This window comes from Candidatus Brocadia sapporoensis (assembly GCF_001753675.2).
Lineage (GTDB): Bacteria > Planctomycetota > Brocadiia > Brocadiales > Brocadiaceae > Brocadia > Brocadia sapporoensis.
In genome coordinates this window covers 21,870-34,665 of record NZ_MJUW02000081.1, presented here as the reverse complement: position 1 = coordinate 34,665, position 12,796 = coordinate 21,870, and the positions used below count along the sequence as shown (strand labels likewise).

Genomic DNA, 12,796 nt, shown 5'->3' with positions numbered 1-12,796 from the left:
CTTGTCGTATGCTTTTAGCTTGAACCAACTCGCTTTTGGAAAATAGTGCCTGCTACGCTCCTTTATCACATAGTATTTGTTGAAGAGCAGATTCATTTGCCCCGGTCTGGATGCGACAACTCAGAAATGGTATGAAAATCGGTGGTGACAACATGAGGTTTTGATACCGAGTGCTTCTTCCGAACGGAAAATCGCAAGACAGCAATGTACCCCCGCGTTGTTTGTTCAACCATCGTTGAATACCTTCATGAAAGAGCGTGCCGCTGCAATTACTCGTTATTCTGAATGCGAATATATTCCATGATTTTTTTTGCATCGATTGTTTTCCAAAGAATCAGTACAGAGGCCGGGGTTTTTCGTTCCAAGTTCATGAAAGGCGAATTCCTAAGGTATTTGCGATCCTGCCGAACTCATCGTTCGAATGAAATGCAATCGATATACTCCCTCTGCCATTTCTCTCTCTGATCGTCACCTTTGTCCTGAAGAATCTGCGAAACTGGTCTTCCAGATCTTGAATATGCGGGGTCGTGGTTTTTGTCCCGACCAATTTTTTGGGTTTTCCTTGGTTCTTCTCCATGGAAACGATTTCTTCTACCTCTCGAACTGATAGCCCTTCTTTCAGAATGCGTTCACAAAGCATTTGTTGAGTTTCATGGTCGCGCAACGCCATAATTGCCCGAGCATGTCCCATCGAAATTGTTCCACGTGAAACATCCTCCTGTATCTTCTGTGGCAACTCCAGGAGCCGGAGATAGTTGGCCACAGAACTTCGGTCTTTTCCCATTGCTTTTGCAACCTGCTCCTGGGTGAAGCCGAATTTGTTTACAAGCTCCTTGAATCCCTTTGCCTTTTCAATTGGATTGAGATCTTCACGCTGAATATTTTCTATAAGGGCGATCTCCAGGGTGTTTACGTCGTCGGAATGGCGTACGATGGCGGGGATCTCTTTTAGTCCTAGTTGTCTTGCTGCCCGCCAGCGTCGTTCTCCTGCAATGAGCATATAACCGTGCGGGAGAGGCTTAACGATGACGGGTTGCAGAATGCCATGCTTCTTAACCGACGCTACGAGCCCCTCCATCTCGCCTTCGTTGAAAACGTGTCTCGGTTGGTGGTTGCTGGGTTGGACGTCCTCGGGATTGATCTTAATTATAACGTCTTGTCCTGCGTTAGCTTCTATCCCGATAACCCCGCCAAGGAGTGATTGAAGGCTGCGGCTCAGCTTTTCTTTTTTTGACATAACGACGAGCTCCTCTCTCGCTTTTCCATTGCATTTCCATGGTAGGAATGCTAGGATAAGCATTAATGTGAGAACGACGGATGTTCCACGTGGAACATCCATTGGTTTTAGTGTATGAAATTTTTTTGAATTTGCAAGATTTTTATGTGTCGACGTATTCTTGCCATAGCCGGAAACACTGCGCGTGATGTGATGAGGCAGGGATTTTTTTGTTTTGTTGCAGGGGGAGGGATTTTCCTGATCCTGTGTTCTTTCTTCTTTACCCTCTTTGCCTTTGGAGAAGAGTTGAGGATGATCAGGGAGATGGGGATATCGACGATTGTGGTCTGCTGCCTTTTCCTTGCATCACTGAGTGCTGCGAATACGATATCCAAAGAGATAGAAAAGGGTACCATTGTGATGCTGCTTTCCAAACCGGTCGACAAGCATTCGGTTATCCTGGGAAAATTTTTCGGGATACTGGCCGCTGTCTCGTCGGTATTTATTGTAATGGGTACCCTTCTGACCGTTTTGTTGTGTGTTAGAGAGTCGCTCGATCTGCATATCGGTTTTTTGACATCGTTTGCGATGGCAGGCTATCCAACGGTCTTCCAGCTTGTATTTTCCTTTTTGCCCGTTGCTATCATGTGCGCTGTCGCGACTGCCGGCTCTGTCTATCTGAATCTGATCTCCAATCTGTGTTGTTGCATGGTAATTTATATCGTCGGGAATTTGGCGAGTTTTTTTCATGACCTGTTTCCAAGTGTGACGAATTGGTCTCTGTGGTATCTGTCCCTTGTCTATGCATTTATACCAGACCTTGAGGACATCGGTGCAATTGGGATGGGCGCGAAGGTCGAATTCATGAGTTATTCGTATATGGCATCGTTGCTGATGATATACGCCGTGTTATATATAGCCTTTGTCATTACGTTGGCCATCGAATTTTTTGAGAAAAAGGAATGCCGTTAGTTGATTCATCACTGTTATTGTGAAAGGATGTATCGTTGAGATATGGTATAATTGGAGATGTTCATAGCAATTATGAGGCATTAACGGCTGTCGTTAAAGAATTGCGGGAAGAGCGGGTCGATAAGATATTGTGCGCAGGTGACATTGTCGGCTATGCAGCCGAACCTTTACCATGCATTGAAATACTGCGCGATTTGGACTGTACCATCGTTGCTGGAAATCACGACTATGCGGCAGTAGGAAAATTTCCTTCAGGATATTTTCATTCTGACGCAAGGACTGCAATTGTTTGGACGACACATCAACTTACCAATGAATATGCAGAATACCTGAAAGGCTTGCCTTTGGTCGAGGAACTGAATGACATCACACTTGTACATGCTTCTTTAAATCATCCGGAGTTTTTTGATTACATTACGACCGGAAGAGATGCACAATTAAATTTAAGTCTGTTGAAAACCAAAATCTGTTTTTATGGGCATACCCATGTGCCGTTAGCGATCTTTTTGGTAGATGGAAATCTGCATGTAGATCAGGGAGGGGTTTTTGATTTAAGCAATGCAGATAAAGTGCTTGTTAATGTAGGAAGCGTTGGACAACCGCGTGACTGGGACATCAGGGCTTCGTATGCAATTTATGACGAAAAAGAAAAGACCGTGCAAATTAAACGTGTTAAATATAATATTCAAGATACCATGAACAAAATCTATAAGGCTGGACTGCCAGAAGTAAATGCTTCCCGTTTAATGGGTTAGGAATTATTTTGCATATTTTTTTTCGAGTCTTTCCTTCATTACAGATGTTTGAATAGCCTATCTATTTTTTCCAGACGATGCCTATCTTGTTTCAGAACTGAATTAAATAGGCCGTCTCGATATGGTCAATTTGTTCAATCTCGTGAAGGCATTCCTGCGGTATTTTTGCATCCACATTCACAATGGTAATGGCATTACCGCCGGTTTCCTTCCGGCCAAAGGTCATATGGGCAATATTGATATTTTTTTCGCCAAGAATGCGCCCGATGTTTCCAATAAAACCAGGCTTGTCCTTCCCGAAGAGTATGAGCATATATTTATCAATAACGGCCTCAATTCCATAGCCATTGATGTCAACAATCCTTGGTTCGTTTTTGCCAAAGACAGTTCCTGAGAGTATGGTTTCGCCCTGCGAGGTGGTGATTTTTGCCGTAATGAGGCTCGTGAAATCACTCACGCCGCTGCTTGTGGTAATGTTGGTCTTGATGCCTCGTTCTGCTATAAGATGGGGTGCGCTGACCAGATTTACGCCGTATTCAAGGACAGGCTTGAGTAGTCCAACCATAAGGCTGTCTGTGACGAGGCAAATATTTTTCTTTGTAATTTCCCCCGTGTAAATAATATCAACTTCTTTGATTCCGCCAACGGCAAGCTGGGAGAGGAGCAATCCCATCTTTTCTGCCAGGAGGATATAGGGTTTCAGGATATTGTATTCCTCGATATTGTATGGGGGAAGGTTTACAGCATTTCGGTAACCCTTTCCGGTAAGGGCATCTGCCATTTGTTCTGCAGCTTCTACTGCAACTGCGAACTGAGCTTCTTCAGTGGATGCGCCCAGATGAGGGGTCGTGATAACCTGTTCTAGCTCAAGGAGCTTGTTGCCTACGGGTGGTTCCACGTCAAAGACATCGATGGCGGCCCCTGCAACCTGGCCGTCCTTAATGGCCTGATAAAGGTCTTCTTCAGAGATGATGCCTCCCCGTGCGCAATTGATAACACGAACTCCCTGCTTCATGATCTGGAATTCCTTGTGGGTAATAAGGTTTTTTGTCTGGTTGTTAAAAGGGATGTGCATTGTGATGTAATCAGCCTGAGAGAGCAATTCTTTAAGATTTTTTGCAATATTGATGCTGTATTGAACGGTAACTTCCGGTGAAATGAAAGGATCGTAGCCAACGATCTTCATTTCTAGCGCTGCAGCGCGTTTTGCAACCTGCCTTCCCACCCTGCCCAAGCCGATAATGCCAAGCGTCTTTCCGGCGATTTGAATGCCGGTAAACTTCTTTCTCTCCCATTTGCCCGCTTTTACCGAGGCGCATGCCTGTGGAATAAAACGTGAGAGAGAAAAGATCATGGCCACAGTGTGTTCAGCCGTGGATATGATATTCCCTTCAGGGGTGTTCATGACAACAATGCCTTTTTTGGTAGCCGCTGGCACATCGACATTATCCACTCCTACGCCTGCCCGGCAAATAGCCTTAAGTCTGTCAGCCCTTTCCAGGAGGGATGCGGTGATTTTTGTTCCGCTCCGCAGGATAATCCCGTCGCAAGAATCTACAATGGTTTTCAGTTCATCGGTTTTTATACCGGGCTTGTTTGATACCTTGAGTCCCGCTTTTTCAAGTATTTCAATGCATATATCAGGAAGTTCGTCAGCAATTAAAACCTGCATATCGTCCTTTCTCAAAAACAAATATCTTTAGAATGTGCCAATGCGTCATGGAATAGTAACCATTGACCGCAACGATTAAAGTTCACTATTTTTATTGGTGTCATGGAAAAAATTCTATGTTACTTATTTTCTCCCAGAAAATCAAATTCAAACTCTCTCGCATTGGCAACTGATAAATATTTGCGATACGTATGATTTTTTGTTAAACTACCCGACATTCTATAGAATAACACTTTCTGGTTATATGCTTAGTTACCACAATCGCAACACAAAGTGTATTTTTAGTACAAAGAGTACCAATAAAGTACGAATTGCAGTCAAGCGGATACCCATTTAATATTTCCTACAATGGAGCATAATTCATGAAAGGCTTACTTTTCTTTTTTATTGCATTGAGCGCAGGCATGCTATTTGGATTTTCCAGGACAACGAATGCCGATAATCAGGCCGATGGACAACAAGTAATGAAGGAATTGGATGATTTTCAAAAGGCCCTTTCTGGCTGGATGAAGAATCTGGATACCCTGTCATCGCAATTTACTTCCCTTCAGAAAAGTGTTGGCGACAGTATGGCTCCGTTAAAGGAGTTTGAGAAGACCATTAAAGGAAATGAAGTAAAATTGAATTCTATTGATTCAAGGCTGGCAGGGTTAGAGAGGCTCTCGTCGGTGGCAGATGTCAAAGGGCTGCTGGATTCTTTTGGTAAGACCCTTGATGTCCTGAAAAAACTTTTGTCGGACCTGACAAAACGGGTTGAAGACCAGGAGATAAAAACCGCAGTGCTTGAGAAAAGATATCAGGAGGCACAAAGACCCTTGGAGCCAATTAAAAAGGCAATAGATGACCTCAGTAAGTTGGTGACAGATAAATTGGGCGAACAGGAAAAAAAGATCACAACAGTTGAAGACAGCATGAAGACGGGGATGGCTTCTTTAAACGCTGCAATGAAATCTTTCGATGGACAATCTAAAATCATTTCTGACTTAGAAATGAGATTGAAAAAACTAGAAAAAGGCGGAGTTGTTATTTCGGGGGCAGTGGCCGCGGAGACTCCTCAGGCAAAGCAAGTGACGGCGCCTGTGGGCACTGAAACAGCAAAGGTTGCCGATGGAACGGGAACTACGGAGGTTGTCAGGGAGCGTGTTGTCACACCAGAAGAAGAGGGTTTTAAAGAACTGGGCGACGGATTTTATATTCGGAATGTAGCGCTCTCTCCTTTTGGGTCATCTTCTCAGATTAAAGGTGAAATTAAGAATTTTTCTGGTAGAGACCGAAGTATCGCGTCATTTGTCATCAAGGTTTATAATGCTGCGGAAATGCTTTTGTTTACTCAGGATTTTTCTCTTAAAACGTTCAAGATTGGTGAGGTTAGAACCTTTAATGAAATCATCTCCGGCTATACGCCAGTCGAAATTGCACGGTATGAAATTGTTACCAAGAGGAGATATTAAAAAGCATTCATGAAAAGTTGCTCCATCATTTTCTTTTTGATATTTTTTTTAGGTATTTCTTCAGCCACTGAATTAACAGCCGGTGAAGAAAAATACCCTGGAATGGTGCTGGTGCCAGCTGGTGAATTTACGATGGGTGATAGTACGCGCTACAACTGGACTTTTATGCTGGCGTATAATATTTATGATGGGCCTGAACATGTTGTCTATCTTGACGCATATTACATTGATAAATATGAGGTAACTAATGAGCAGTATCAAAAATTTGTATCCGAAACAGGGCATTGCCAGCCGAGATGCTGGAATGACGTCAGGTTTAATCGGCCGAACCAGCCCGTTGTCGGAGTTACCTGGGAAGATGCAACAGCATATGCGCAATGGGCTGGCAAACGTTTGCCAACAGAAGCCGAATGGGAAAAGGCTGCGCGCGGTACGGATAAGCGTTTGTGGCCATGGGGCAATAAATTTGATAAAACGAAATGCAATGTGTGGGAATCTGGCGAAACGGGACCCAGAGAAACAAAGCCCGTGGGAACATTTGAAAATGGCAAAAGCCCTTATGGGTGTTACGACATGGCGGGAAATGTCTGGGAATGGTGTGCTGATTACTATGACCAGAAATATTATTATAGTTCTCCGTTAAAAAATCCTTCGGGTCCGGTGGATGGTTTTCAAAGGGTTATTCGTGGAGGAGGACTTCTTTACTTTGGGCATTTTGCACGTTGTGCTGCACGCTACCGCGTACCGTGGTATGCGCAAAGTCCTCAAATTGGCTTTCGTTGCGTAAAGTCAATTAAAAAATAGATGCGTTGGTTTCTGAATGAAAAACGATCGGGTATAGAAAGCGATCATGTCTGTCTCCTACCCAATGCATCATTTGCAACCGCCTGGTTTGCAATAGTAAAACGATGGTTAATATAGGTACCTCGCGTTTCCGTTCTAACACCAGGCAGGCAAAATGTCGTTCTTTGTAATTTGTTTGTATAATTTTAGATTTTTGAGGAAATGAATTTTCGCCGGAGAGTACTTGAAAGATGTTGCTAACAGAAAAATGAACTGTATAAAATCATTTAGCTTGCTCTTATAAAGGAATTGTAACTAATTTGGCTTTGTTGTATCCGTGTGTTTTGGCTGATTAAGCATTTCCTGGATTTGTTTAAAGGTCTTCGTGTCAACCCGAAGCTTACCTTTGATATCTGGCACTCCAAAACGCGTTGCCATATCATCAACATCAAGGAGATTGATATCCAGGCTAGAAATGTTCAAATCAGCAAGGTTCATATTGCGGGCAGCCTCTAGCGCGACAATAATATCGCCACCTATACCAGAAATCGCCTCTCTTCGCAGTTTTTCTCCCTCAGCCTGTGACTTTTTGATCAGGAGATTCCCCGCTGCCTTGCGTTGATCTTTGTAAAGATCTCCTTCTGCCTTCTTTTGTATCAGATACTTATCAGCCTCTGCGAGAAGTTCGATCGTCTTTTTTGTGGTTTCAGCATCAAGCACGGTAATCGATCGTTCTTTGTCACCGGCAATTTTTTGAGCAACGGCCTCGGTATCTGCATCAATAGTTTGAGTAATACCTCTTTGCTCAGCGGCTAACGCCTTTGATTTGTTTAAAACATTATCAAGCTCCGCCAATTTAATGTTTTTAATCTTCCTTTCGAGCTGTGGGTCAAATCTCATTTCCAAAATAAGAACGTCGATAATGTCTACGTGTTGACTGTAAAGTCGATTAGTAAGCTCTACCTTGAATTCTTCAGCTCTTTTTCGCTTTTCGTTAGGATTGTATAAATCCCGTTCCGTCATTTTTCCAAGTACACTTCTGGCAATGTCTCGTATCTCGTTTTCTACTATTATTTTGTACCGTTCACCAACACCGATATCCTGGCGTAAATTCCATGCCTGTCCCTTTTTGATCTGATATTTAACGATGATATCTGCGGAGACATCGTAGTCATCTGCCGTTCTGATTGCTACTTCCTGCCGCTCGTCATGCCCCAGATGAGAAACTTGTTTTGAAAGTTCAAGTGTCTGTACCGTGCTATCATAAAGATCCCACTGGTCAACGCTCGAAATTGCCCTGTGCCATCCGGGGCCATAATCCTTTTGTGCCAAACCTCTCTTTACACCCCAAATGATTGTTCTTACGCCAACCTGATCGACTCCAACCTTTATGACAAAGAATTTTATCCCAATGATAAACAAAACAATAAAAACAAAAATACCGATAGGAATAAGATATTTTGTTGTCAGCTTGCCTATATGCATTTTTACCTCTTTATGAAATAATGAGGGATGTAATGACGCAATTTAATTATGGTGACTTGTCAGGTCCTGGCTTTAAAGGGCTAACCAATGCCGCATCAGGAGGTTCTGGAAACATATAATCGATCTTAGGCGCATCCTCAATATATTTAAATCTTTGTATACTTTGCGGCGTTTCGATGCCCTGCCGAATAATAGGTGTGCTTCTGACGATAGCCTGTTTTAGGCGTTTTGCATACTCAAGCCTGACCAAATTACGTCCACCATCTCCTTCTAAAGCATTGCGTAACAGCCTGACACCTTCGGCGTCGGTCTTTAGATTGTCAAGAATTGCCTCCGCATCTTTTGCAAGCCTTTCATACTCAGCGTCTGCCTCAAATCTTGCCCGAATAAGATAGGCGTCGGCATCTTGTTTTTTCGCCTCACTACTGCCTCTTGCATCCATGATGCGTTTATCACATTCACCGCGAAACCTTGCCACCTCAACTTCTAGTTTTTTCGTTTCCTCAACTACAACTCTCCGTTGATTTTCCATAGCTGCCGAAGCCCTTGTTTTTTGTTCTTCTACTTCTTTGTCTGCCAATCTTCGTTCCTGAATTTTTTCGGCATATTCTCTATAATAGCGGTAGTCAGACAAGTCTATGGAGGTAACAGTGAAACCGTGAGGCTCCAGCATTTTGTTGATCTCTTGTAGTGCATTTTGTGCCTTGATATCACGCTTCGAAGCGATAGGAAACTCATCTAATGTTAATTCACCGTAACAATAATAACAGACGGTACGCGCATAATCATACAACCATTTTTGCTTGAAAATGTCACCTACTCCGGTGTTTTGGACAATATGTATGGCGTATTCCGGCCTTAGCATGTAATGTATGTGCAAATCCAAGACGACATCGCCACCATCTATAGATTTTACCATGAGAGGGTTTCCTTGGGGATGTTTTTCATCTATTTCAGCCGCCGTCATTTTTAAAATCTGTACTCGTTTGTCCAGTATGTAAATATCTTGAATGAAAGGATAATAAAGAACAGCGCCAGCTCTATTTATTAACTTTATGCCGCCAGTAAGATTGTTTACGATAACTGCTACTTCGTCAGCAGCAATTTCTTTCCAGCTCAATTCCTTGCCGCCATATACTCCGCCGATTATTATCCCTATAATAATTACCGTTGTAATGATCTTCCTGTATATATAAAAATGCTGAATCTTTGGTTTGAATGACTTATCCATATTCTGCTCTTTTTTCCAAAGGTAATTGTTGGCATAGAATTATGATTTTTTTCTACTCATTATATTTGGAGGATAATTATAAAAATATATTTTTATAACGTCAACAAAAAATTAAAAAATACAAAATTACAAAACTGTTTTATTGACTTGCTTTACAATAAAATATTTTTATTCTTACACAGTGCTGTCCGGTTAGAAATTTGCGCGTCTTGTTTTGTTGCTCTCGATAGGTCATTCCCGCATGTTTTTAGCGGGAATCCAGAAAGTTCGGGGTTCACTGGATACCCGATAAAAGCGTTCGGGTATGACAAAACCGTACCAGCAAATTTCTGACCGGACAACATTGATTTTTACAAATTATATGGTTAAATATTTTGCACAACTGTTTATCTTGCAAAATATAAAAAATTTCAAAATGCAATCTGGATTGCATTTTTGTAATCACGCCTTGTTCGTTGCGTGCTAATTTATAGCTGCAATTTTTTTTGCTTTTGTTGCATAACTAAATGCAATATAATCATTAAAGAGGCAATGCTTTCTATAATAGTCTTACCAATCAAACATTTTGGAACATTATTTGTGTGCTATCTTAAGGTGTTGATAAATTGCCTAATAATTCTTTGGGCTGGGTTTTAAAAGGGAAAAACCAATGACTTTTCAACCATCCTGATCCATACAAGGAGGAAATTACAAAATCCCGTCTTGTGAGTGGATTTCGGGATGAATGAATGGCACAACGAAAAACTTTGAAATTTCTAAATGCCAAGTTAGTCCTTCGACGACTTCTTGTCTGTAATACGACGAACTCCTTTACTCTACAACCACAGGCTTCAAATTCCTTGTCGTTTGCTTTATGATTCTGTGTCGGATCAGTTGGTTGATATTTATTTGAAAAATATTTATTTGACATGGGTTTGTTTTTTTGTTATCTTACTGCGCAAAAATATATCTGACAGCTTAGAGGTTGTGGACGATTTGTTTTTTTTGTCGTTTTGATCAGATTTTAAGCGGGTTGTGCGAGTGATTTAGCTCTTTGGGAGAGATTGTGGTGGCTTAACCAAAAATGGGGTTTTACAAATTTTTTGGATTGGTTAAAGGCTCATAGCATTATTAAATAGCGGTATTTTGATAAATATATTCGTATAGACAAAGAATAATTTTGCTTAGTCTGGCCTGCAAGGGCCAGAGTAATATGAAGAGATTGTTTGATTTGAAATATTTTTTAGGGTGCACAAGTTGAGAAGTATTCAGTTGTTTGATTAGAAGGCTTCCGAAGTGTAATTGATGACGAAAGTGGAGTTCGGATTAAGTCTAAAGCGAGACGTAAATATTAATTTTGGTAAGGTAGGCAAGACGATTTTCTGGTTTTAGATTTTATATAAATGTTTTTTGTAAAGGAATAAACGCTGAAAAGGTAATATTTGTAAAGAAGAAAGAAAATAACTGGAGGAGGAGAAAGGAGGCAAGTTGCTCTAAATTATTTTAGCTTGGTAATTTTATCTTGCTAGTTCTGTTGTTAAATTGGAGTCCAATTGTCCTTTGTTTAGGGAGGTGTATGTAATGAGAAATGGATTGTGGAAGACATGTACAGGTGGTTTTGTCGCTGCCGTCTTCTGCGCAGTGACTGTTAGTCAGTCTTTTGGAGCAGATGCTAAGTCGTTAGAAGAGATGGAGAAAGAGTTGAATGCCTTAAGGGCATCTGTCTCGGCTTTGACAGATCAGATTGAATCTGTAAAGCAAGATAAGACAGTGGCATCATCATCTTCTGCCACAAAAAATGATGTTGAAACCTTGAAAAATGAGGTTAGCACCTTGAAAGAAGAGATGAAGACCGCTGCTCAGGCACAGCCAGCGCTCAAGGCCGAAGATATTGCTGGGAATGTATATTCTGAATTTGCCAAAAAAGTAAAGTTGGGTGGACAGATCAAAACAAGGGCGGAATATGCAAATGGCCTCTATCAGGTGCCCGTTAGTAATGGTACACTACCCGGAGCGACGGGAATTTCAAATCGTTATTCGTCCTATGATGATGATTATGTGTTAAACCAGACAAGGCTCTGGGCTGACGCAGATGTAAATGAGCATCTAAGGTTATTTATTCAGCTTCAGGATGCAAGGACGTTTGGCGCAGAAGGTTCCACGGTTGGGTACGCTTATAGTAATACCGAAAACAGTATTTTTGATCTTCATCAGGGTTATTTTGACTTAAAGAAACTTTTTGACTTGCCATTAACTGTAAGGGTTGGACGTCAGGAGATTATCTGGGGCGATCACAGGGTTATTGGTAACTTTGTATGGTCAAATGTAGGTCGCGTGTTTGATGGTGGCAGATTTATGTGGGATACGGATGAAATCCATGCTGAGGCATTCGCCGCGAGGGTAGATGAGAATGGTTTTATCGGTAAAAGTGCGACTGGTGGGAATTGGGATAGCAACGAAAATGTATACGCCGCCCAGTTAGGGCTTAAAAAGCTTGTTCCTGGTGCGTTGTTAGAGTTTATGTATATTCAAAAAAATGACCAGGATGGTTCTTCCACGAACTCTACGTTAGTTGCAACGGGAAATGTCAGAGCGAACAATAATCCAGGCGTCGTAATCCACGATGTTGGTGCTAGAATTGATGGTAAAATTCCTAACATTGATGCTATTGATTACACCGCGGAAGCTCATGGTCAGTTTGGCGACTACGGCGATATGACGCAAAGAGCCTGGGCATTTGCTGGTAGAGCAGGATACACTTTTAAGGAAATGAATTGGAAGCCAAGGTTTGGTTTTGAATATGATTATTCGTCTGGTGATGATGATCCTACTGATAGTACGCATGGAACATTTGATAATCTCTATCCTACTAATCACTGGCAGAACAATTATGGAGCTATCGATTTAGTCTCATGGCAAAACATGCACGATTTCAGGGGTAATGTCAAGATTCAACCCACGAATAAGTTGACCGCTCAGGTTGATTATCATTACTATTTGTTAGCCGAAGCAAAAGACGGTTGGTATCTTGCGAATGGATCGTTGGCTACTCCTCGTGGAAGTTATGATACGGGCAGTTCTAATTTGGCCCAGGAAGTCGATTTGACGGTAAGCTACCAATTATATAAGAACGTAGGTATTCTTGCCGGATATTCATGGTTTAATCCACAGAGCTGGATGAATGCTAATGTTGCCGATTTTGATACAAATTGGTTCTATTTACAAACTACGGTTACCTTTTAAGAACTGTGG

Annotated in this window: 9 protein-coding genes; 5 read left to right on the top strand and 4 right to left on the bottom strand. The window is 41.8% G+C overall.

Annotated elements, in window-relative coordinates; genetic code table 11:
- Positions 1 to 367 precede the first annotated feature (367 nt).
- Positions 368 to 1,237, bottom strand: coding sequence for a ParB/RepB/Spo0J family partition protein (locus BIY37_RS07505; RefSeq protein ID WP_070067214.1), 870 nt, complete (start codon positions 1,235 to 1,237; stop codon positions 368 to 370).
- Positions 1,238 to 1,381: 144 nt separating this feature from the next.
- Between BIY37_RS07505 and BIY37_RS07500 the strand changes: the two genes are divergently transcribed.
- Positions 1,382 to 2,188, top strand: coding sequence for an ABC transporter permease subunit (locus BIY37_RS07500; protein WP_143299209.1), 807 nt, complete (start codon positions 1,382 to 1,384; stop codon positions 2,186 to 2,188).
- A 35-nt stretch (positions 2,189 to 2,223) separates the two neighbouring features.
- Positions 2,224 to 2,943: a metallophosphoesterase family protein gene (locus BIY37_RS07495; protein ID WP_070067212.1), complete on the top strand. Its 720-nt coding sequence runs from the start codon at positions 2,224 to 2,226 to the stop codon at positions 2,941 to 2,943.
- A 91-nt stretch (positions 2,944 to 3,034) separates the two neighbouring features.
- Here the strand turns inward: BIY37_RS07495 and serA are convergent, their stop codons facing one another.
- Positions 3,035 to 4,615 (bottom strand): phosphoglycerate dehydrogenase, encoded by a 1,581-nt coding sequence (gene serA / locus BIY37_RS07490; RefSeq protein ID WP_070067211.1) that lies wholly within the window; start codon positions 4,613 to 4,615, stop codon positions 3,035 to 3,037.
- Positions 4,616 to 4,977: 362 nt separating this feature from the next.
- Here serA and BIY37_RS07485 point away from each other — a divergent pair, with 362 nt between their 5' ends.
- On the top strand, positions 4,978 to 6,066 hold the full coding sequence (locus tag BIY37_RS07485) for a coiled-coil domain-containing protein (protein WP_070067210.1): 1,089 nt from the start codon (positions 4,978 to 4,980) through the stop codon (positions 6,064 to 6,066).
- A gap of 9 nt (positions 6,067 to 6,075) precedes the next feature.
- On the top strand, positions 6,076 to 6,870 hold the full coding sequence (locus BIY37_RS07480) for a formylglycine-generating enzyme family protein (RefSeq protein ID WP_070067209.1): 795 nt from the start codon (positions 6,076 to 6,078) through the stop codon (positions 6,868 to 6,870).
- A 294-nt stretch (positions 6,871 to 7,164) separates the two neighbouring features.
- Here the strand turns inward: BIY37_RS07480 and BIY37_RS07475 are convergent, their stop codons facing one another.
- Entirely contained in the window at positions 7,165 to 8,334 is a 1,170-nt protein-coding gene (locus BIY37_RS07475) for an SPFH domain-containing protein (RefSeq protein WP_070067208.1), read from the bottom strand.
- A gap of 46 nt (positions 8,335 to 8,380) precedes the next feature.
- The gene (locus tag BIY37_RS07470) at positions 8,381 to 9,565 is read right to left on the bottom strand and encodes an SPFH domain-containing protein (protein WP_070067207.1); all 1,185 of its coding nucleotides are present in this window, start codon (positions 9,563 to 9,565) and stop codon (positions 8,381 to 8,383) included.
- Between the two features lie 1,560 nt (positions 9,566 to 11,125).
- Here BIY37_RS07470 and BIY37_RS07465 point away from each other — a divergent pair.
- The gene (locus BIY37_RS07465; protein ID WP_070067206.1) at positions 11,126 to 12,787 is read left to right on the top strand and encodes an alginate export family protein; all 1,662 of its coding nucleotides are present in this window, start codon (positions 11,126 to 11,128) and stop codon (positions 12,785 to 12,787) included.
- Positions 12,788 to 12,796 lie beyond the last annotated feature (9 nt).

Coding starts and splice junctions, on each gene's coding strand:
- BIY37_RS07470 (WP_070067207.1), bottom strand. CDS start 9,565: ATGGATAAGTCATTCAAACCAAAGATTCAGCATTTTTATATATACAGG.
- BIY37_RS07475 (WP_070067208.1), bottom strand. CDS start 8,334: ATGCATATAGGCAAGCTGACAACAAAATATCTTATTCCTATCGGTATT.
- serA (WP_070067211.1), bottom strand. CDS start 4,615: ATGCAGGTTTTAATTGCTGACGAACTTCCTGATATATGCATTGAAATA.
- BIY37_RS07505 (WP_070067214.1), bottom strand. CDS start 1,237: ATGTCAAAAAAAGAAAAGCTGAGCCGCAGCCTTCAATCACTCCTTGGC.
- BIY37_RS07480 (WP_070067209.1), top strand. CDS start 6,076: ATGAAAAGTTGCTCCATCATTTTCTTTTTGATATTTTTTTTAGGTATT.
- BIY37_RS07465 (WP_070067206.1), top strand. CDS start 11,126: ATGAGAAATGGATTGTGGAAGACATGTACAGGTGGTTTTGTCGCTGCC.
- BIY37_RS07500 (WP_143299209.1), top strand. CDS start 1,382: ATGTGTCGACGTATTCTTGCCATAGCCGGAAACACTGCGCGTGATGTG.
- BIY37_RS07485 (WP_070067210.1), top strand. CDS start 4,978: ATGAAAGGCTTACTTTTCTTTTTTATTGCATTGAGCGCAGGCATGCTA.